The organism is Pseudoxanthomonas kalamensis DSM 18571, from assembly GCF_010211745.1.
Classification (GTDB): domain Bacteria; phylum Pseudomonadota; class Gammaproteobacteria; order Xanthomonadales; family Xanthomonadaceae; genus Pseudoxanthomonas_A; species Pseudoxanthomonas_A kalamensis.
The window spans coordinates 325,446-347,586 of sequence record NZ_PDWQ01000003.1 but is presented as its reverse complement, the minus strand read 5'-3'; the positions used below and the strand labels follow the sequence as shown (position 1 = coordinate 347,586).

Genomic DNA, 22,141 nt, shown 5'->3' with positions numbered 1-22,141 from the left:
CCGACGCCATCACGCCACCGTGGACAATCTACTCAAGCAGTTTGCGCAGTCTTCGCAGCTCAACGGAGGCAGCGCCTCCTATGTCGAGGACCTCTACGAGCAGTACCTGGTTTCCCCCGACAGCGTAGACCCCAGGTGGAAGACCTATTTCGACGCGTTCAAGGGCCGCGAGGCCGGCGATGTGCCGCATTCGGCGATCATCGCCCAGGTGGCCGAGGCCGCCCGTCACGCCGCCAACAACGGCTACGCCAGCGCGCCGGTCGGCAGTGACGAACATGGCCGCAATGTCGGCCGGCTGATCACCGCCTACCGTTCGCGCGGCCACCTCGGCGCCAACCTCGACCCGCTGAACCTGACCCCGCCGGTCAACCCGCCCGACCTGGACCTGTCCTTCCACAGCCTGTCCGACGCCGACCTCGACCGCGAGTTCAGCACCGGCGGCGTGGCCGGCAAGCCGGCGATGAAGCTGCGCGAACTGCTGGCCCTGCTGAAGGCGACCTACACCGGGCCGATCGGCGCCGAGTTCATGCACATCCCCGAGGTCGAGCAGCGCCACTGGCTGTACCAGCGGCTGGAACTGGCCGGCGGCAACTACGGGCTGGACGCGGCGGCCAAGCGCCGCACCCTGGAGCGGATCACCGCTGCCGAGGGCCTGGAGCGCTACCTGCACACCAAGTACGTCGGCCAGAAGCGCTTCTCGCTGGAAGGCGGCGATTCGCTGATCCCGCTGATGGACGTGCTGGTGCGCCGCGCCGGGCGCGACCACATCAAGGACATCGTCGCCGGCATGGCCCATCGCGGCCGCCTCAACGTGCTGGTCAACACGCTGGGCAAGAACCCGCGCAAGCTGTTCGACGAATTCGAAGGCAAGTTCGACCACGCCGAGGACGACCGTGCCCATACCGGCGACGTGAAGTACCACATGGGCTTCTCGGCCGACCTTGCCACCGAAGGCACCGCCGTGCACCTGGCGCTGGCGTTCAATCCCTCGCATCTGGAAATCGTCAACCCGGTGGTCGCCGGTAGCGTGCGCTCGCGCCAGGAACGCCGCGGCGACGTCGAACGCCAGCAGGTGCTGCCGGTGCTGATCCACGGCGACGCCGCCTTCGCCGGCCAGGGCGTCAACATGGAACTGCTGCAGATGTCGCAGGCGCGCGGTTTCGCCGTCGGCGGCACCGTGCACATCGTCATCAACAACCAGATCGGCTTCACCACCAGCGCCCGCGACGACGCCCGCTCCACCCTGTACTGCACCGACGTGGCCAAGATGGTCAGTGCGCCGATCCTGCACGTCAACGGCGACGACCCCGAGGCGGTGGTGTTCTGCGCCAACCTGGCCTACGAATTCCGCCAGACCTTCAAGAAGGACGTGGTCATCGACCTGGTCTGCTACCGCCGCCACGGCCACAACGAGGCCGACGAGCCGGCGGCGACCCAGCCGGTGATGTACCAGGTGATCCGCAAGCACAAGACCACCCGCGAGCTGTACGCCGCGCGGCTGGAAGCCGAAGGCACCCTGCCCGCCGGCGAAGGCCAGGTCATGGTCGACGAATACCGGCGCAAGCTGGATGCCGGCGAGGTCACCACCGAACTGGCTACCGCCAAGCCGGAAGACTACGAGCTGAACATCGACTGGTCGAAATACCTGTCGGGCAAGCTGACCGACCCGGTCGACACGCGCTTCAAGCCGACCAAGCTCAAGCAGCTGGCCAAGATCATCAACACCATCCCGGCCGGAGTCAGCCTGCATCCGCGGGTGGCCAAGATCTACGACGACCGGATGAAGATGAGCGCCGGCGAACTGCCGGGCGACTGGGGCTTCGCCGAGAACCTGGCCTACGCCACCCTGCTCTCCGAAGGCCATCGCCTGCGTCTGGTCGGCCAGGACGCGGGCCGCGGCACCTTCTTCCACCGCCACGCCATCCTCCACGACCAGAAGACCGACAGCTACTACCTGCCGCTGCGCCAGCTGGTCGACGTGCCCGAGGACGCAACCATCATCGACTCGCTGCTCAGCGAGGAGGCGGTGATGGCCTTCGAGTACGGCTACTCCACCGCCGACCCCAACACCCTGGACATCTGGGAAGCGCAGTTCGGCGACTTCGCCAACGGCGCGCAGGTGGTGATCGACCAGTTCATCGCCGCCGGCGAGGCCAAGTGGGAACGCATCAGCGGCATCTCCCTGTTCCTGCCGCACGGTTACGAAGGCCAGGGCCCCGAGCACAGCTCGGCGCGTCTGGAACGCTTCCTGCAACTGTGCGCGCTGGAGAACATGCTGGTCTGCGTGCCGACCACGCCGGCGCAGGCCTATCACATGATCCGCCGGCAGATGCGCATGACCACGCGCAAGCCGCTGGTGGTGATGACGCCGAAGTCGCTGCTGCGGCACAAGCTGGCCGTGTCCACCCTGGACGAACTGGCCAACGGCGAGTTCCAGACGCTGATCCCCGACGCCTCGGCCGACCCGAAAAAGGTCAAGCGCGTGGTGCTGTGTTCCGGCAAGGTCTATTACGACCTGCTGGAAGACGCGCACAAGCGCGGCCTGGACAACGTGGCCCTGATGCGCGTGGAACAGCTGTACCCGTTCCCGCGCGAGGCGCTGCAGGCCGAACTGGCCCGCTTCACCAAGGCGACCGACGTGATCTGGTGCCAGGAAGAACCGCAGAACCAGGGCGCCTGGTACCAGATCAAGCACCACCTGCAAGCGTGCATGGCCGGCAACAAAGCCCAGACCCTGCACTATGCGGGCCGCCTGCGTTCGCCGTCGCCGGCCGCCGGACACTTCGCCGAGCATGTGCAGGAGCAGATGAAACTGGTCGCCGATGCGCTGGTGAACAAGCTCGGCGAACAGATCGTCGCCGAATAACCCTTTCTCCCTTTCGCCAACCACGAACCCACTCCAGGACGCCCCAATGGCCATCGAAGTCAAAGTTCCAGTCCTTCCCGAATCCGTCTCCGACGCCACCATTGCCGCTTGGCACAAGAAAGTGGGCGATTCGGTCAAGCGCGACGAGAACCTGATGGACCTGGAGACCGACAAGGTCGTGCTGGAAGTACCCTCGCCGGTCGATGGCGTGCTGAAGGAAATCAAGTTCCAGGAAGGCGACACCGTAACCAGCCAGCAGTTGCTGGCGGTGATCGAGGAAGGCGCGGTCGCCGCCGCCCCGGCCGCGGCTGCCGAAGCGCCCAAGCCGGCGCAGGAAGCACCCAAGGCGGCCGCCAAGCCTGCCGCGACGCCCGCTGCTGCTTCCGGCGCCGACGCGCTGCCGCCGGGCGCGCGCTTCACCGCGGTCAGCCAGGGCATCGACCCGGCGCAGGTGGAAGGCACCGGCCGTCACGGCGCGGTGACCAAGGCCGATCTGGTCAACTACGCCAGCGGCAAGACCGCCGGCGTCTCCGGTGGCGCGCGTCCGGAAGAGCGCGTGCCGATGACCCGCATCCGCAAGCGCATCGCCGAGCGCCTGATGCAGTCGAAGGAATCCATCGCCATGCTGACCTCGTTCAACGAGGTCAACCTGGCCAAGGTATCGGCCGCGCGCAAGGCACTGCAGGAAGACTTCCAGAAGGCCCATGGGGTCAAGCTGGGCTTCATGAGCTTCTTCGCCAAAGCCGCCGCCAATGCGCTGCAGCGTTATCCGGTCGTCAACGCCTCGGTCGACGGCGACGACATCATCTACCACGGCTATGCCGACATCTCGATCGCCGTGTCCACCGACAAGGGTCTGGTGACGCCGGTGCTGCGCAACGTCGAGCGGATGTCGTTTGCCGACATCGAGAAGGGCATCGGCGATTACGCCGTCAAGGCGCGTGACGGCAAGCTGGGACTGGAAGACCTGCAAGGCGGCACCTTCACGATCACCAACGGCGGCACCTTCGGCTCGCTGTTCTCCACCCCGATCGTCAACCCGCCGCAGAGCGCCATCCTCGGCATGCACGCCATCAAGGAACGTGCGGTGGTCGAGAACGGCCAGGTCGTCGTCGCGCCGATGATGTACATCGCGCTGAGCTACGACCACCGCATCATCGACGGCAAGGACGCGGTGCTGTTCCTGGTCGACATCAAGAACCAGCTGGAAAACCCCAACCGGATGCTGTTCGACCTGTGAGGCAGGAGTGAGTGAAAGTGAAGAGGAGTGAGCAACGAGTGAAAAGCACCGCTTGCACTTGTTTCCCACCGCCTCCAGCCACTCACTTCCCAGCCCTCTCCATTCACTGATCCGCTTCAAGGAATATCCGCCTCATGTCCGAGAACTTCGACGTCGTCGTCATCGGTGCCGGCCCGGCCGGCTACCACGCCGCCATTCGCGCCGCCCAGCTGGGGATGAAGGTCGCCTGCATCGACGCCGCGCTGGGCAAGGACGGCAAGCCCGCACTCGGCGGAACCTGCCTGCGGGTCGGCTGCGTGCCCTCGAAGGCACTGCTGGACTCCTCGCGCCAGTATTGGAACATGGGCCACCTGTTCGGCGAGCACGGCATCAGCTTCAAGGACGCGAAAATCGACGTCTGTTCGATGGTCGGCCGCAAGGACAAGATCGTCAAACAGTTCACCGGCGGCATCGCCATGCTGTTCAAGGCCAACAAGATCACCCCGTACTACGGCTTTGCCCAGTTGCAGCCGGGCAACGTGGTCAAGGTCAGCCAGCATGAAGGCGGCGACGTCGAACTGACCGGCACCAACGTCATCATCGCCGCCGGTTCCGACTCCATCGAGTTGCCGTTCGCCAAATTCGATGGCGAGAACATCATCGACAACATCGGCGCACTGGACTTCACCGAGGTGCCGAAGCGGCTGGCGGTGATCGGCGCCGGCGTGATCGGCCTGGAACTGGGCAGCGTGTGGAAGCGCCTGGGCGCCGAAGTCACCATCCTCGAAGCCCTGCCCGACTTCCTGCCTGCCGCCGATGCCGAAGTGGCCAAGTTGGCCGCGCGCGAGTTCAAGAAGCAGGGTCTCGACATCCTGCTCGGCGCCAAGGTCGGCAAGACCGAAGTCGTCGGCAAGGGCAAGAAGAAGGAAGTCGTCATCACCTATACCGACAAGGATGGCGAAAAGACCCTGACCGTGGACAAGCTGCTGGTCGCCGTCGGCCGTCGCGCCGCCACCCGTGGGCTGCTGGCCGAAGGCACCGGCGTCACGCTGACCGAGCGCGGTCAGGTCGAGGTCGACGAGCACTGCCACACCGGCGTCGACGGTGTATGGGCCATCGGCGACTGCGTGCGCGGTCCGATGCTGGCGCACAAGGGCTTCGAGGAAGGCATCGCCGTGGCCGAGCTGATCGCCGGTCTGCCCGGCCACGTCAACTTCGACACCATTCCGTACGTGATCTATACCGAGCCGGAAATCGCCTGGGTCGGCAAGACCGAGCAGCAGCTCAAGGCCGAAGGCGTGGCCTACAAGACCGGCAGTTTCCCGTTCGCCGCCATCGCCCGCGCGGTGGCGATGGGCGAGCCAGCCGGTTTCGTCAAGGTGATCGCCGATGCCGAAACCGACCTGATCCTGGGCCTGCACGCGATCGGTGTCGGTGTATCCGAACTGGTCCACGAAGGCGTCATCGCGATGGAGTTCAAGGGCTCGGCCGACGATCTGGCGCGCATCTGTCACGCCCACCCGACCCTGTCCGAAGCCATCCATGATGCCGCGATGGCGGTGGACAAGCGGTCGATCCACAAGGCAAACTGACCGCCACCACATGGCGGCGCATCAACTCGATGCCGTCGCTCCCGCAACGCCAGGCGATGCCTGGCGTTTTGCGTTTACGGCCATACGGGACAGGAGTACCCGAGCATGAAAAGCATCTGCGTCTATTGCGGCTCCAATGCCGGCAGCAAACCCGTCTATGCCGAACAGGCGCACGCACTGGGACTGCGGATCGCCGCCGAAGGGCTGGAGCTGATCTACGGCGGCGGCAATGTCGGCCTGATGGGCATTGTCGCCGATGCGGTGCTGGAGGCTGGCGGCGAAGTCACCGGCGTCATCCCGCGGCAGCTGGTCGAGTGGGAAGTCGCGCACAAGGGCGTGACCCGGCTGGACGTGGTCGAAAACATGCATGAGCGCAAGCAGCGCATGTTCGACCTGGCCGATGCTTTCGTCGCCCTGCCCGGCGGCTTCGGCACCCTCGACGAGATGTTCGAAATGCTGACCTGGCGCCAGCTCGGCATCGGCGACAAGCCCTGCGCCTTCCTCGACGTGGACGGCTTCTACCAGCCGCTGGCCGCGATGATCGACCGCATGGTCGGCGAACGCTTCCTGCACCCGGACCAGCGCGCCGACCTCTGGCACGGCGACGACATCGACGCCATGCTGGCATGGATGCGCGACTACACCCCGGCCCGCGCCGAGAAATGGCTGGACGAGAAGCATCGCCGCGAGTTGCGTTGATCCGCTACCCCGACGATTGGCTTTTCATTGGCCGCAACAGCCGCTGTTCGTTGCTCACGACTCGCGCCTTTGCCCGTCATCCCGGCGAAAGCCGGGATCCAGCTCTTGCTTTTGTCATTGCTTCCGGCTTCGTCGTGCAACAGCGAAAGGCTGGATCCCGGCTTTCGCCGGGATGACGTCCTTGAGTTTTTGGCCCCTCCAACTTCTCAGCTCCCCCGAGTTTCCGGCACCCCGAACCTTCAGCGGAGTGACGCCTCCGGACGTTTGTGCTTGAATCGAACCAGTCTCGGTCTCCATGGAAGGACACCATGAAGAAACCCTGTGTCTACATCCTGGCCAGCAGATACCACGGCACCCTGTACACGGGCGTTACCACCGATCTGCTCCGGCGCGTGTGGGAACACAAGAACGACTGCGTCGAAGGTTTCACCAGCAAATACCAAGTACACGACCTTGTCTGGTACGAGATGCATGCCACTCTCGACACCGCCATTCCCCGCGAGAAGGCGATCAAGGAATGGAAGCGGGACTGGAAGATCGAATTGATCGAAAAGCAAAACCCGGCCTGGCGCGATCTGTATCCTGAGATGATGTGATTTGCTACGGACCAATCGGCACAACGGCCGGCTCTCACCCCAGCCACGGCAACCCGCAAGAGCATCATGGCTACCGGTTCTCCCCGGAATGACGGCACACAGGACAACTAACTGGAAACCAGCATGAGCACCCCTTCCACGTTCACCGCCTTCCGCATCCACAACGACGACCGTGGCTATCGCAGCGGACTGGAAACACTCGCACTGGACGACCTCAATCCCGGTGAGGTCGTGGTCAAGGTCGCGTACTCGTCGGTCAACTTCAAGGACGCCTTGGCCGGTACCGGCAAGGGCAAGATCCTGCGCCGCTTCCCGCTGGTCGGTGGCATCGACCTGGCTGGGCACGTGGTCGCCTCCGGCGACCCGACGTTCCGCGAAGGCGACCCCTTGCTGGTCACCGGCAGCGGGCTCAGCGAAACCCGCGATGGCGGCTATGCCGAATACGCGCGCCTGTCGGCGCAGTGGGTCATTCCGCTGCCGGATGGCTTGAGCCTGCGCGAGAGCATGATCCTCGGCACCGCCGGCTTCACCGCCGCGCTGGCGCTGTATCGCATGCGCGAAAACCGGCAGACGCCGGAACACGGGCCGCTGGCGGTGACCGGCGCCACTGGCGGGGTCGGTTCGCTGGCCGTGGATATCTTCAGCAAGGCCGGATTCGAAGTGCATGCGATCAGCGGCAAAGCAGATCAGGCGCCATACCTGAAATCGATCGGCGCCAGCGAGGTGCTGGGGCGCGAGGCGCTGGCGACCGACCGACCGATGGAATCGGCGCGCTTCGGCGGCGGTCTGGACAACGTCGGCGGCGCCATGCTGACCAGCCTGCTGGCGCAGACCGCACCCTACGGCAACGTCGCCTCGGCCGGGCTGGCCGCCAGTCCGCAACTGGACATGACGGTGATGCCGTTCATCATCCGCGGCGTGTCGCTGCTGGGCGTGGCCTCGGCCGGCACCGCCCGCGACATCCGCGAGTCGGTCTGGGAACGACTGGCCGGCGACTGGAAGCCGCGCCACCTGGACGCCATCTGCACCCGCGAGATCGGCCTGGACGGTCTGCCGGCCGTGTTCGAAACCATGCTGGACGGCGGCTCGTTCGGCCGCACCCTGGTCAAAATCGGCTGATACCCGGCCGGAAACCGGACGAGCGGCCCACTATCGCGCCTATCGGTCGAGCCGGGCCTAGCCTTTCCCGCCGCGGCCGTTACAATCCGGACTGGGGAAATTTCAAGGGGGTGTCATGGCTCGTATCCTCATCGTCGACGATTCGCCGTCGCAGCTGCTGGGCATCCAGCGGATCGTCGAAAAACTGGGACACGAGTCCTTGACCGCCGAAGACGGCGCCACCGGCGTGGAAGTCGCCAAGCGCGAACTGCCGGATATGGTGCTGATGGACGTGGTGATGCCGAATCTCAACGGCTTCCAGGCCACGCGCACCCTCAACCGCGAAAGCACCACCCGCCACATCCCGGTAGTGCTGGTCACCACCAAGGACCAGGACACCGACCGCATGTGGGGCATGCGCCAGGGCGCCAAGGCCTACCTGACCAAGCCGTTCTCGGAAACCGAGCTGGCCGAGGTCATCGAGCGCATCATCAACACCGACCCGGCGCCGCCCACCGCTGCCTGAGGTCGCAACACCTCAGGACTCGTCGGCGCCTTCGCTGAAGGCACTGGCCAGCATCCGGTACAAGGTCTGCTGGCGCTCGGTCACCGGCTTGGGTGCGGTGATTTCCAGTTCCACGATCTGGTCGCCCGCCGGCTTGCCCGGCAGGCCGCGGCCGCGCAGTCGAAGCTTGCGGCCGGCATCGGAGTTGGCCGGCACCTTGACCTCCACCGGGCCGCCCAGCGTCGGCACGCTCAGGCTGGCGCCCAGGGCCGCCTGCCACGGTGCCACCTGCAGCACGTGGATGATGTTGCTGCCGTCCACCTCGAACTGCGGGTGCGGGGCGTATTCGACTTCCAGCAGCAGGTTGCCGCCGCGATTGCCCTGCCCGCCCAGCCGGATCACCTGGCCCGGACGGATGCCCTTGGGCACTTTGACATCCAGTTGCTTGCCGTTGACGTTGATGCGCACACTGCTGCCGTCGTAGACCGCCTGCAGCGGCACGGCGAACTTGGCCCGGGTGTCGCCTCGCGGCTGGGGCCCGCCGGCAGCGCCACCGCCAGCACGCGCGCGGCGGCCGAACAGTCCTTCGAAGAAGTCGCTGAAGCCGCCACCGCCCGCTCCGCCGGCATTGCCGAAAATCTCGTCGAAGTCGAAGCCTTGCGCACCACCATAGCCGCCCGCACCGAAATCCGGCGGCGGCCGGAATTCCTCGCCCGGGCGATATCCCTGCGCGCGCAGCTGGTCGTAGGCGGCGCGTTTCTGCGGATCGCGCAACGCCTCGTAGGCCTCGTTGACCGCCTTGAACTTGTCCTCGGCGCCGGCCTCCTTGCTGACGTCCGGGTGGTACTTGCGCGCCAGACGGCGATAGGCCGTCTTGATTTCGGCATCGCCCGCACCGGGCTCGACCCCGAGGATGGCGTAGTAGTCCTTGAATTCCATCGATTGCCTCTGAACGAACAACGGCCCGCGACCTTGCGATCACGGGCCTCCGATTCTACCTGCCCTGCCCACGCGGACAGGTTGCCCGGGCCACACCGGCATGTGGCGCGGCCCGGGCCGCGGTCGCCCGACCGTTACTGGACCTGCCGCGCCCCGACCTGGATGCGCCGCGGCGAGGTTTCCGGCTTCTTCGGAATCACGATCTCCAGCACGCCGTTGCTGCCGTGGGCGGAAATGCCTTCGGCATCGGCGCTGTCCGGCAAGGCGAAGCGGCGGTGGAAACTGCCGTATGTGCGTTCGATCCGCGAGAAGCGCTCGGTTTCGGTCTTCGACTCGCTGCTGCGCTCGCCCTTGATGCTGAGGATGCCCTTGTCCATCTGCACCTCGATCTGGGCTGGGTCGATGCCCGGAAGGTCGGCGTAGATGACGAAGCGGTCGGCTTCTTCCTTGATGTCCACGCGCGGTGTCCACTGCGCGGTGGCCACCGCCGACTCGTCGCTGTCGCTGTGGTCGAAGAAGCGGTCGAACACCTGCTTGATTTCGTTCTGGAAGGCCTGCGCGGGCCACTGCTGGTAACGGATGATGCTCATGGGAATCTCCTGATGGGGTGCCGGTTTCCGGCGGATTCCGGCGGCACTCGCCGCCATGACCGGAACATGGGAACCGGCGGCAGGATTTCAAGAGTCGCGTTTCGGGCTTACCATCGTCCCGACCCCCACGTTCATCCCGGAGACACCATGAGCATCCAGATCGGCGAGCGCATCCCGGAAGTCACCGTCAAGCGCATCCGCGAAGGCGTCGAGACCCTGGACACCCGCGCCCTGTTCGACGGCAACAAGGTCGTCATGTTCGCGGTGCCCGGTGCGTTCACCCCCACCTGCTCGGAACGCCACCTGCCGGGCTTCGTCAAGCATTTCGCCGACTTCCGCAGCCGCGGCATCAACGTGTACTGCGTCTCGGTCAACGATCCGTTCGTGATGCAGGCCTGGGGCCGCGCCGAACAGATTCCGGACGGCCTGCAGATGCTGGCCGACGGCAACGGCGACCTGGCACGCGCGCTGGGACTGGAGATGGACGCCAGCGGTTACGGCATGGGCCTGCGCTCGCGCCGTTACGCGCTGTACGCCGAGGATGGCGTGGTCAAGCAGCTGTGGGTGGAAGCGCCCGGCGAATTCAGGGTGTCCTCGGCCGAATACGTGCTGGAGCATCTGCCCGCCTAGGGCAGCACCCGGAAACGCACGCTGGCCCAGGCGCCGCTGTCGGCCAGTCCGGTCAGCGTGTGTTCGCCGGGCTGACCGAAATCGTGGTCCAGGCGCCCCTGGCCCTCGGTCTGCGCCAGCCAGCGCCCATCCAGCAGCCATTGCACCCGCGTCTGCGTGCCCAGCGCGCGCGGTTGCAAGCGCAGTTTGCCGCTGCTGCCGGGCGGGCGGGCGAAGGTGGCACGGTCGTTGATGCCGTCGATGTGCAGCTCCTCGATCGCGTCGCGGCCGTCGGCCGTGCAATCCGGGGACAGCGGCGGCAATCGCGATCCGCGCCGCTCGCGCGCCGACAGCCACGGCGACGCCAGCGCCGGCCAGCGTGCGATTTCGGCGTCGAGTGCATGGTGCTGGCGCGCGCATTCGGCCGACAACCGCAAGCCGGTCGCGGCATCCTTGCGGAAACGTTCGCGCCCGGCGCTCCACAGGCGCGCGCCGCGCTCGGCGAAGGTCGGTGGCAGGTTGCCATCCAGCGTCCACGCCTCGAAGCGGCGCTGGCACAATTGCGGTGCCGCCGGGTCCGGCGGCAGCCCCAGCGGCCAGCAGATGTCCTGCTGCACGACGTTGGACGGCGGCGGCGCGGGCGCGGCATCGGCGGGCTCGTGCGGCAGGCTGTCGATCACTTCGAACATCAGCGGCAGCGCAGTGATCGCACCGTACTGCCCCGGCAACGGCGTGCCATCGGGACGCCCGACCCATGCGCCGACCGTGTAGCGGCGGGTGCCGCCGATCGCCCAGGCATCGCGGAAGCCGTAACTGGTACCGGTCTTCCACGCCACCCGCGGCCGCGTGCCGGTGTCGAACGCACCCATGCCGTAGCCGGGGCGCGGATTCGATTCCAGTATCTCGCGCACGATCCACGCCGCACCGGGGGACAGCAGGCGTCGTTCGGTGACCGGATCGTCTTCGGTGTAGCGCACCCGTCCGGCCACGCCGCCGCGGTTGAACGCAGCGTAGGCGCCGACCAGATCCTCCAGCCGCGCGCCGGTACCGCCAAGGATCAGTGCCAGGTTCGGGCTGGCGCCGTGCGGATAGCGCAAGGCGATGCCGCCATTGGCCAGGCGGGCGGAGAAACGCACCGGCCCGACCCGGTCAAGCAGATCGACCGCGGGCACGTTCAGCGACATCCGCAAGGCCTGCGCGGCGCTGACCGGACCGTTGAAGGCGGCGTCGAAATTGCCCGGCCGGTAGCCGCCGAAGCTCTGCGGCGCATCGACCAGCAGGCTCTCCGAATGGATCAGGCCGTCGTCCAGCGCCAACCCGTACAGGAACGGCTTCAGCGTCGATCCCGGCGAGCGCCAGGCCTGCACCATGTCGACGTGGCCCAGCCGTGCCTTGTCGCCGAACTCCAGCGTGCCGATATAGGCGCGCGCCTCCAGGCTGGCGTTGTCGACCACCAGCAGCGCGGCCGAAGTGCGTTCCGGCAGCCGGGAGAAATACGCGGCGACGCGCTCTTCCAGCGTGCGCTGCAAACCGATGTCGATGGTCGAGGCGATCCGCGCCTGCTGCGGCGCGGCCTGCTTCAACCGTTGCGCCAGCAGAGCCGCGTGCAACGGCGACTGCAACGCGCGCGCCACCACCGGCTCGATCCGCGCATCGTCCACCTGCTCGCGCGTCCACACCCCCAGCGCGGCCATGCGTTCGAGCAACTTGTCGCGCGCGGCCTGCGCGGCCTGTGGATGGCGGTCCGGGCGCAGCCGGCTGGGCGCCTGCGGCAGCACCGCCAGCAGCGCCGCTTCGGCCTGCGACAACCGCGTCGCCGGCTTGCCGAGGTAGGCCCAGCTGGCGGCCTCGACGCCTTCGATGGTGCCGCCGAACGGCGCCCGCTCCAGGTACAGGGTCAGGATCTGCCGCTTGTCCAGCCGCGCCTCCAGTTGCATGGCGCGCAGGACCTGCTTGGTCTTGCCCCAGAGACTGCGGGTATTGCCGGGCGACTTGTCGAGGATGCGCGCCACCTGCATCGTCAGCGTGGAGCCGCCGGACACGATTCGTCCCGAACGCAGCCACTGTCCGCCCGCGCGCAGCAGCGCCCACGGATTGACTCCAGGGTGCCGGTAGAAATGCCGGTCCTCGTAGTTCAGTAGCGCCTGCAGATACAGCGGCGACACGCTGTCCGGGGTGGCCGGATAGCGCCACACCCCTTCGGCGTCGGCAAACGCGCGCAGAGGGGTGCCGTCGCGGGCGACTACCAGAGTGCTGGTGTCGCGCGCGCGCGGCAACGGCGGCGGAAACGCCAGGTCCAGTACCAGCACCGACAACAGGATCGCGACCGTGCCCCAGCGCAGCACGGCAAGCAGCGGCAAACGGCGAAGCCCGGCTGCGAATGATCGCAGCCGGCCTGCTAGCCGCGACCCGCTTCTTTCCACTCCCTGCGATCCGTCAAGGCTGGGTCACCGTGATCCGCGCCGGCGACGCCCGGCCCACGCCGCGGATGTCGGGACGGTACATGTCCTCGATCAGCGGCGGCGGCACCCCATAGCTGCCCGGCGTCACCGCGCGCACCAGATAGAACACCTTGGCAGTACTTCCCCGGCGCAGCTTCAACGCGGCCACGTAGCGGTCGTCACGGAACTCCTCGTACTTGACGTCGGCGGCGCTGCTGCGGTCGCTGATGCTGATGCCGTCCACCACCACGTCGGCCCACTGCCGCGCATCGCCGAGATTGAAGTTCTCGATTTCGAGCCCGGCCGGCAACAGATCGGTCAGCAAGGCGTCCGGGATCGACTGGTCGGCAGTGATCGACAGCCGCACGATCAGCGCCTCGCCTTCCTTCAGGCGGTTGCCCTGCCAGGGCTTGCCCTCGGTGGTGTAGTAGTCGCGCTTGACGCCTATCTGGCGCTCGTCAGGCGCCGGCGCCTGACGCGGCACGCCGGCCGCTTCCAGGCTGGCGAACAGCGGTGGCGTACCCTCCGGCACGAAGCTGACGCCCTGCGCCAGGGTCGCCGCATCGAAGCTGCGCGCGGTCAGCTTGTCCGGCTGCACGAGTTGCTCCTCGCCGTCGATCTTCCAGGTGCCCGACACCAGCTTGTCCTGATCCAGCATCAGCGACTTGCCGACCCGGGCCAGCGCCACCTGTTCCTGCGTGCTCAGGTACATCCATTCGGAGTTGCGCCGCACGTCCAGCTCGCGGCCGAGGTCGATCGCGCGGCCGTCGTAGGCCGGCTTGGCCAGCTTGTTCTCGTGCACCAGCGCGATCATCAGCGCATCGTCGCGGATGCGGCTGCCGTAATCGCCCAGGTAGCGTGGACGCGATCCGTTTTTGGCGAAACCCTCGGCGATGGCCTTCTCGCCGCGCTTGGTATCGCCCTGCAGCGACAGCGCGATGCCCAGATGGATAAGCGGCAGCCCGGTCAGGCTCTTGCCGCGCTCGTTGTCGTACAGCGCACGCAACGTACCCAGCGGCGCGCGGTTGACCTTGGCCAGCACGTAGCCGGACCAGGCCTGGTTGGCGAAACGCAGGTGGTCGCGGTTGTCGTAGCCGTAGAACTGGTTGCCGCCGGCCAGCAGGTCCTCGTTGAGCCGATTCAGGGCCTTCTGCAGCACGTTCTCCGGCACCGCGAAACCGCCCTGCTTGGCGTCGAGCAGGAACTCGGTGATGTACGGCGTCAGTCCCGGCGCCACGTAACCGTCGTCGCCCCACATCGAGAAGTTGCCGTTGGACACCTGCATCGACGCCAGGCGGCCGAACGCGCCTTCCATGCGCTCGCGGCGCTTGGCCGCGTCCAGTCCGTCCACGCCCAGCAGCTTGGCCGTGTCCGCATCCAGTTCCAGCGCCGCATAGCCCTTGCTGGTGGTCTGTTCGGCGCAGCCGTACGGATACTTCAGCACGTCCTGCAGGGCGCTGGCGAACGGGATCGGCGGCATCGCGCTGACGGTGATCCGCGCGTTGACCGAACCGGCCATCAGCCCGGCGACGAAACTGCTGTCCATGCCGACCGGCGCCAGCGGATCGAGCACGCGCGTCTGCGCCCGCACGACCGACGGCCAGCCGGCACGCACCGGCACCTCGTAGCTGCGATCGACCTTGAAGCCGTTGCCGTCCACCCGCACGCGCACCTTGGCGGTGCTGTAGCCCTCGCCGGCGGTCAGCGGGAAGCTCAGCGTGGTCTTGCCCGAGTCGTCGAGGCTGGCACTGCGTTGCGCCTGCGCGATCGACAGCGGCCCGCTGCCGTCCAGCCGCACCTGGAACTGCCCCGGCTTGCCGGTGAAGTTCTGCAAGTCCAGGGTGACCGTGCTGCTGTCGCCCGGCGCCAGCACCCGCGGCAGGCTGGCTTCGGCCACGATCGGCGCGCGCACCAGGGTTTCGGCGTCGCGGTTGCCGTAGCGCTCATCGGACCAGACCAGCGCCGACACCCTCAGCGTGCCGTTGAAATCAGGCACCTTCAGCGCGATCCGCGCATTGCCCTTGGCGTCCAGCTTGACCGCGCCGGAGAACAGGTCGACCGTCTGCACGCGCGCGGTCGGGCGCTTGGCCTGCGGCAGGGCCGCCAGCGCCATGTCGCCGCCGAAACGCAGGCGCGCGCTGCCGCCTTCGAAGCTTTCGATCACCCGCCCGTAGATGTCGTAGGCGTCCACTCCCAGGCGGCGCTGGGCGAAGAAGTGCGCGTTCGCGTCCGGCACCGGGAAACGGGTGATGTTGAGGATGCCCACGTCCACCGCCGAAACGGTCACGTGCGCTGGCTTGCCGGCCAGTTCCGGCACGCTGACGGTGACCGGCAGCTCCTGCTCGGGCCGCATCTTGTCCGGCACCTTCAATCCCACCGCCACCCGCCGTGCCTTGCGGTCCATCGGCACGTGGGCCACGCCGACCGCGCGCGCCGGAGTGATCTTGCTCGGCGCGCTGCCGCCGCGGAACACCAGCGCGGTGACATAGACGTCGTGCCGTTCCCAGTCCTCGCTGATCGGGATCTCGAAAGTGCTGCCCGGCTTCACGTCCACCGCCTGCACGTACAGCATGCGGTCGCTTTCGACCATCAGCAGACCCTTGCCGGGGTGCGGCGGGGTCACGGTGACCTTCAGCGTGTCGCCGGCGCGGTAACCGGTCTTGTCCAGCGCCAGCTTGACCTTGTCCGGACGCGCGTCGAGGCCGCGGTTGTCGTCGTCCCAGCGCCAACCGGCGTAAAACGGATAGCGCATCGTCAATCCGGTCTGCGGGTCGTACACGTCCAGCCGGTAGCCGCCCCACTCGACCGGGAAATCGATCCGGACCGCGGTCTGCTCCAGGTCCACGGTCTTCGCTTCCAGATTCTCGAAGCGCTGAGTGAAGTCGTAGTCCCAGCCACCGTCCTCGGTATGGTTCCAGTGGTAGTCGCGATGTTCGCGCACCAGGGTCGCCTTCAGTCCCTTGCCCGGTCGCGGTTGGCCGTCGGCGCCCACGCGCACCAGTTCGAAGCCGGCGCGCGCGTTGGCGTCGGCGCCGTCCTCGTCGTCGAACAGTGGGCGCACGCCGACCAGCGCATCGGCCGGCCACATCACCCGCTTCAGGCTGCGGTTGACCGTGCGTCCACCGGTTTCGTAGACGCTGCCGGCGACGATCGCCGCGACCGGCGTCACCGGCTTGACCTCGGCCGGCAGCGCGACGTCCTGCGCGTACTCGCCCTTGTCGTCGAATTTTTCGTCGATGATGTCCTTGGCCTCGCGCGGCAGCTGCACGGTGGCGTCGCCGAAGAAATAGCCCGGCAAGGACTCCAGCGGGTGCTGTTCGACCGCCACCGCCAGCTTGGCGGTGAAGCGGTTGCCGGCGGCCGGCGCGCCGTACAGGTAGGCGGCCGTGGCGTTCAGCTTCAGCGGCTCGCCCGGCTTCAGTACCGCCTGCACGGCATCCAGATCCAGCTTCATCCGCTCGGGCAGGAATTCTTCGATCCGCAGGTCCATGCCCTGCACGGCCTCCTTGCTGGCCGGATCGGTGCGGAACTCGACCTGCCAGCGCCCGGTCGGCGCTTCGGCCGGGATCGCCTGGCTGAAACCGAAGTAGCCCTGCTCGCCCGGCTCCAGCCGGGTTTCGCGAAACACCTTGCCGTCGGGCTGCTTGAGCCGCAGGAATACCGGCTGCGCCTTGACCGGCTTGCCGTCGTTGTCGCGCAGCAGGGCCGAGACGTGCACCGTCTCGCCGGGCCGGTACAGGTCGCGCCCGGACCAGGCAAACACGTCGAACCAGGCGTTCCCGCGCCCGGACACCGCGAACTCGGACAAGTCCAGCGCCGGCTGGTTGAACGGCAGCATCGACACGTCCTTGCCACGGCGCGCAACCAGCACGTGCGCAGCATCCAGCGTGTAGTCAAGCATGGCGTTGCCGTTGCCGTCAGTGTCGGCCTTGAATACCGTCTCGCCGCGACCGTCGAGAATGCGCAGCTCGACCGCACCGACGGCATCGCCATCATGCAGCGAAGCGGTATGCACGAACAGCTTGTCCTTGTAGGCGCGCGCGTGCAGGCCGATGTCGCTGACGGTGAAGAACGCGGTGTCGTAGTCGTCGCGGAACTGGCCGGTACGCTTCATCACCGCGAAGTACAGTCCCGGCTCCTGCAGTTCCTTGATGTCCTGCACCGGCAGATAGGTCAGCTGGCGCTCGTTGGGATTGCCGCCCAGCACGAAGCGGTTGGCGTAGACCGGCTCGGCCAGCTTCGCGATCGGCGTATTGTCGCTGTAGTCGCTGTCCAGGTCCCAACCGCTGCGACGGCCACCGCGCTGGTATTCAGAGAAGAACTTCGGCAACTGGCTTTCGGACACGCGCAGGAACTCGACGTCCACTTCCGGCACGTTGATCGACACCACCGGCAGGCCGCGGCTTTCGCGCGCCGGCAGCACGCTGCCCTGCGAGGCGAAACCCACCGCCGGGTCGAGTTCGCCGGCGTGCACCTTGCGGCGGAACTCCTTGCCCAGGCGGCTGCCGTCGGCGGCCAGCAGGTCGGCCGAGATCGCCAGTTCGTAGTCCTTCGCCGCCTCGACGTGCGGGAAACGCAGCACACGCCCCTTGTCGTCGCCGTCGTCATCCAGCACCCAGCTGCCCTTGACCACCGCGCCCTTGTCGTCGTTGACGCTCAGCAGCCGATCGAAGTCCTGGCTGCCGACCAGCGGCTGGCTGAACTGCACCGCCAGGCTGAGGTCGCCGTCGTGCTGATCCGGATAGGCGCCGACCACGGCGAAACCTTCGACCGCGTCCTTCTCCGCCTGCACCGGCCCGCCGGACGCCTCCGGCAGCTGCCCGGATTCGTTGCGCTTGCAGCCGGCCACGACCAGCGCGAGCAGCGCCAGAACGAACAACGCGCGCAACCCGTTGCGGCCGCGCGCGCGCGCAGCAGAACGTGCATGAAAATCAGCGAATCTGGTCCGAGCCATTGCGTGCCATCCCCATCCAGTTGGTACCGGGAGTATAGAACGCATCAAACTGCCGGCCGGGGTCAATCGCCCGCCGATTCATGCAGCGGACGATGGAACCTCGGCCCACGCGACCCTCAGGCCGAAGGCCGCGCCTCGTCGTCGCTTCCGACTTCGGATGCCGCGACCGCATCGTCAGCATCCTGCTCTTCGTCCAGCGAGCCGTCGATGCACTCGATGGCCTGCAGGCGCTCGTCGTCAGCCAGCCGGATCAGGGTCACGCCCTGGGTGTTGCGGCCGACCACCGAGATTTCCGCCGCCCGCGTGCGCACCAGGGTGCCGCCGTCGGAGATCAGCAGCACCTCGTCGCGCCGGCTCAGCAGCACCGCGGCGACCAGGCGGCCGTTGCGTTCGCTGGTCTGGATACCGATCACGCCCTGGGTGCCGCGACCCTTGCGCGGGTGTTCGGACAGGCGGGTGCGCTTGCCGTAGCCGTTCTCGGTCGCGGTCAGGATGTAGGCATCCGCCTCGCCGTCCACTTCGGCCACCGCGACATCGGGACCAGCCGCATCGGCATCGTCGGCCTCGGCCACGTCGCCGGCGCTTTCGGCCACGATCAGGCCCACCACCGATTCGCCGCTGGCCAGGCGGATGCCGCGCACGCCGGTCGCGGTGCGCCCCATCGGCCGCACCGTATTCTCGTCGAAGCGCACCGCTTTGCCGTTGGAAGCGAACAGCAGGATGTCGCGCTCGCCGTCGGTCAGTTCGGCGCCGATCAGGGCATCGCCCTCGTCCAGGTTGATGGCGATCTTGCCGCGCTGCAGCCGATAGGCGAATTCGGTCAGCGGGGTCTTCTTCACCGTGCCGTTGCGGGTGGCGAAGAACACGTACCTGCCTTCCTCGTACTCGCGCACCGGCACCACCGCCTGCACCTTCTCGCCCTCTTCCAGTGCGATCCAGTTGATCACCGGGCGCCCGCGCGCGTTGGGACCGGCATCGGGCAACTGGTGCACCGGCAGCCAGAACACGCGGCCGGCACTGGTGAAAGCCAGCAGGGTGTCGTGGGTGTTGACCAGCCACAGCTTGTCGATGAAATCCTCGTCCTTGGTCGCCGCCGCGTTGCGGCCACGGCCGCCGCGCTTCTGCGCGCGGTACGCCGACACTGGCTGGCGCTTGGCGTAACCGGCATGCGACAGCGTGACCACCACATCTTCCGGCGCGATCAGGTCGAGGATGTCGAGGTCTTCCTCGCTGGCGCGGATCTCGCTGCGGCGCGCGTCGCCGAATTCTTCCTTGACGTTGCGCAGCTCGGTACGGATGACCTCCAGCAGCACGTTCGGATCCTCGAGGATCTCGATCAGGCCGCGGATGGTGTCCAGCAGCAGGCGGTACTCATCGGTCAGCTTCTCCTGCTCCAGTCCGGTCAGACGGTGCAGGCGCATTTCCAGGATCTGCTGGGCCTGGGCTTCGGTAAGCTGATAACCATCGTCGAGCAGGCCGACGCCGGCCGGCAGGTCCTCGGGGCGCGAAGCCTCGGCGCCGGCTGCGGCCAGCAGGGTGCCGACCAGGCCCGGTTGCCAGCGCCTGGCCAGCATCCGCTCGCGCGCGACCTGCGGGTTCTCCGAGGTCTTGATCAGCTCGATCATCTCGTCGATGTTGGCCAGCGCGACGGTCAGGCCTTCGAGGATGTGGGCGCGGTTGCGCGCCTTGCGCAGCTCGAAGATCGTCCGCCGGGTGACCACCTCGCGGCGATGGCGGACGAAGGCTTCAAGGATCTGCTTGAGATTCAGCAACTGCGGGCGGCCATCGACCAGCGCCACCATGTTGATGCCGAACACCGACTCCATCTGGGTCTGCGAGTACAGGTTGTTCAGCACCACCTCGGCCGAATCGCCGCGCTTGACCTCGATGTAGATGCGCATGCCGTCCTTGTCGGACTCGTCGCGCAGCTCGCTGATGCCGTCGATCTTCTTTTCCTTGACCAGTTCGGCGATCTTCTCGATCAGCCGCGCCTTGTTGACCTGGTAGGGAATCTCGGTGACGACGATCGCCTCGCGGCCGTTGTCGGCCACTTCCACGTCCGCCTTCGAACGGATGCGCACGCGACCGCGGCCGGTGCGATAGGCAAGATGAATGCCGCCGACGCCGTTGATGATGCCGGCGGTGGGGAAATCCGGGCCGGGCACGTGCTCCATCAGGCCGTCGATGTCGATCTCCGGGTTGTCGATCAGCGCGATCAGCGCATCGATCACCTCGGACAGGTTGTGCGGCGGAATGTTGGTCGCCATGCCGACGGCGATGCCTGCCGAACCGTTGACCAGCAGGTTCGGGAACCGGGTCGGCATGACCGTGGGTTCCAGTTCCTTTTCGTCGTAGTTGGGCTGGAAGTCGACCGTTTCCTTGTCGATGTCGGCCATCAGCTCGTGCGACAGGCGAGACATCCGCGCCTCGGTGTAACGCATGGCCGCGGCGCTGTCGCCGTCGATCGAACCGAAGTTGCCCTGCCCGTCCACCAGCAGGTAGCGCAGCGAGAACGGCTGCGCCATGCGCACCAGGGTGTCGTACACCGACTGGTCGCCGTGCGGATGGTATTTGCCGATGACGTCGCCGACGATGCGCGCCGACTTGTAGTACGGCTTGCCCGCGTGCGCACCCAGCTCGTTCATGGCGTACAGCACGCGGCGATGCACCGGCTTCAGGCCGTCGCGGACGTCCGGCAGCGCGCGGCCGACGATCACGCTCATGGCGTAATCCAGGTAGCTGCGGCGCATTTCGTCTTCGAGGTTGACCGGGATGATTTCTTTGGCGAGATCGGTCATCAGGACCCTTCAATCCATGGAATTCGGAAGCCCGGACGGCGGTGGCCCGGACTTGCGCGGAAAAGGCTCCGCGCAATTGGCAAATTCTATCACAAACGGGGCCCCGATGGAGCCCCGTTCCCACGCAGAAACAATGACTTAGCGACGATCCGGCGGCCGCCGACCAACCCGTCTCAGTGCCCGGCGAACATCGTCTGCATGGCGGCGCGATCGGGACGCTCGATCACCCCGCGTTCGCTGACGATAGCGTCGATCAGCTCGCCCGGGGTCACGTCGAATACCGGGTTCCAGGCATGGATGCCTTCGGCCACGGTACGCACGCCACCGATGCCGAACAGTTCGCCCGGATCGCGCTGTTCGATCTCGATCGCCTCGCCGGAAGTGGTCTGCATGTCCACCGTCGAGGACGGCGCCACTACCATGACTTTCACCCCATGGTGACGGGCGGCGATCGCCAGCGAATAGGTGCCGATCTTGTTGGCGCTATCGCCATTGGCGCAGATGCGGTCGGCGCCGACGATCACCCACTGCACCGCGCCGGTCTTCATCAGGTGCGCGGCCGCCGAATCGGCGATCAGGGTGGCGTCGATGCCGTCCTGCTGCAGTTCCCACACCGTCAGCCGCGCGCCCTGCAACCACGGCCGGGTCTCGCCGGCGAACACCCGCCCAATCCGTCCCTGGGCCACGCCGGCGCGGATCACGCCGAGTGCGGTGCCGAAGCCGGCGGTGGCCAGCGAACCGGTATTGCAGTGGGTCAGCACGCCGCTGCCGGGTTCGATCAGAGCCGCGCCGAGTTCGCCCATGCGGCGATTGGCGGCGAGGTCCTCGTCGGCGATCACCTGCGCTTCGCACAGCAGCGACTCGCGCCAGTCGGCTCCGGCCGTCGTCAGTACCTTGCGCATCCGCGCCAGCGCCCAGGCCAGGTTGACCGCGGTCGGGCGCGAGGCGTTCAGGGCCTGCAAGGCCGGCTGCAGTTGTTCCAGCGCCGCCGCGCCATCGGTCGCCTGCACATCGCGTGCCGCCAGCACCGTGCCCCAGCCGGCGGCGATGCCGATCGCCGGCGCGCCACGCACGGTCAGGTTGGCGATCGCCTCGGCCACGGCGGCGCTGTCGGCACAGCGCACGTATTCCACCGCGAACGGCAGCTTGCGCTGGTCCAGCAGTTCCAGTGCGTCGCCGGCCCAGCGGATCGGGCGGACGCGGTCGTAACGGGCGTAGTCGATGGCCGTGCTCAT

General features: G+C 67.1%; 14 protein-coding genes. 8 read left to right on the top strand and 6 right to left on the bottom strand.

From position 1 onward, the window contains the following. Positions 1-19 precede the first annotated feature (19 nt). The 7 genes from CSC70_RS07925 to pilH all read left to right on the top strand — a co-directional run bounded on the left by CSC70_RS07925 (position 20) and on the right by pilH (position 8,596). Entirely contained in the window at positions 20-2,866 is a 2,847-nt protein-coding gene (locus CSC70_RS07925) for a 2-oxoglutarate dehydrogenase E1 component (protein WP_162456123.1), read from the top strand. A gap of 46 nt (positions 2,867-2,912) precedes the next feature. Further along, a complete protein-coding gene (sucB, locus tag CSC70_RS07920; protein ID WP_162456122.1) occupies positions 2,913-4,106 on the top strand; it encodes a dihydrolipoyllysine-residue succinyltransferase in 1,194 nt (397 codons plus the stop codon). A gap of 134 nt (positions 4,107-4,240) precedes the next feature. After that, complete coding sequence (gene lpdA, locus CSC70_RS07915) at positions 4,241-5,677, top strand: dihydrolipoyl dehydrogenase (RefSeq protein WP_162456121.1); 1,437 nt, start codon at positions 4,241-4,243, stop codon at positions 5,675-5,677. Positions 5,678-5,782: 105 nt separating this feature from the next. Further along, positions 5,783-6,376 (top strand): LOG family protein, encoded by a 594-nt coding sequence (locus CSC70_RS07910; protein ID WP_162456120.1) that lies wholly within the window; start codon positions 5,783-5,785, stop codon positions 6,374-6,376. A gap of 308 nt (positions 6,377-6,684) precedes the next feature. After that, positions 6,685-6,972 carry a GIY-YIG nuclease family protein gene (locus CSC70_RS07905; protein WP_162456119.1) on the top strand — a complete coding sequence of 96 codons (288 nt, stop codon included), beginning with the start codon at positions 6,685-6,687 and terminating at the stop codon, positions 6,970-6,972. A gap of 123 nt (positions 6,973-7,095) precedes the next feature. Continuing rightward, a complete protein-coding gene (locus CSC70_RS07900) occupies positions 7,096-8,091 on the top strand; it encodes an oxidoreductase (protein ID WP_162456118.1) in 996 nt (331 codons plus the stop codon). A 115-nt stretch (positions 8,092-8,206) separates the two neighbouring features. Next, positions 8,207-8,596 (top strand): twitching motility response regulator PilH, encoded by a 390-nt coding sequence (pilH, locus tag CSC70_RS07895; RefSeq protein WP_162456117.1) that lies wholly within the window; start codon positions 8,207-8,209, stop codon positions 8,594-8,596. Positions 8,597-8,608: 12 nt separating this feature from the next. Here the strand turns inward: pilH and CSC70_RS07890 are convergent, their stop codons facing one another. Both CSC70_RS07890 and CSC70_RS07885 read right to left on the bottom strand, forming a co-directional pair. Further along, on the bottom strand, positions 8,609-9,514 hold the full coding sequence (locus CSC70_RS07890) for a DnaJ C-terminal domain-containing protein (protein WP_162456116.1): 906 nt from the start codon (positions 9,512-9,514) through the stop codon (positions 8,609-8,611). A gap of 134 nt (positions 9,515-9,648) precedes the next feature. Continuing rightward, complete coding sequence (locus CSC70_RS07885) at positions 9,649-10,104, bottom strand: Hsp20/alpha crystallin family protein (RefSeq protein ID WP_162456115.1); 456 nt, start codon at positions 10,102-10,104, stop codon at positions 9,649-9,651. A 147-nt stretch (positions 10,105-10,251) separates the two neighbouring features. On the opposite strand from CSC70_RS07885, the gene CSC70_RS07880 reads away from it, so the two are divergent. Then, positions 10,252-10,734 (top strand): peroxiredoxin, encoded by a 483-nt coding sequence (locus CSC70_RS07880; RefSeq protein ID WP_162456114.1) that lies wholly within the window; start codon positions 10,252-10,254, stop codon positions 10,732-10,734. Here CSC70_RS07880 and pbpC read toward each other — a convergent pair. The 4 genes from pbpC to mtnA form a co-directional block, all read right to left on the bottom strand. Beyond that, positions 10,731-13,073: a penicillin-binding protein 1C gene (gene pbpC / locus CSC70_RS07875; RefSeq protein WP_246189354.1), complete on the bottom strand. Its 2,343-nt coding sequence runs from the start codon at positions 13,071-13,073 to the stop codon at positions 10,731-10,733. The genes CSC70_RS07880 and pbpC overlap by 4 nt on opposite strands. A 76-nt stretch (positions 13,074-13,149) precedes the next feature. Then, positions 13,150-18,108 (bottom strand): alpha-2-macroglobulin family protein, encoded by a 4,959-nt coding sequence (locus CSC70_RS07870; RefSeq protein WP_162456112.1) that lies wholly within the window; start codon positions 18,106-18,108, stop codon positions 13,150-13,152. A 116-nt stretch (positions 18,109-18,224) separates the two neighbouring features. Next, positions 18,225-20,906: a DNA gyrase subunit A gene (gene gyrA, locus CSC70_RS07865; RefSeq protein ID WP_162456111.1), complete on the bottom strand. Its 2,682-nt coding sequence runs from the start codon at positions 20,904-20,906 to the stop codon at positions 18,225-18,227. 173 nt (positions 20,907-21,079) lie between these two features. Then, positions 21,080-22,141, bottom strand: a complete 1,062-nt coding sequence (gene mtnA / locus CSC70_RS07860) for an S-methyl-5-thioribose-1-phosphate isomerase (RefSeq protein ID WP_162456110.1) — start codon at positions 22,139-22,141, stop codon at positions 21,080-21,082.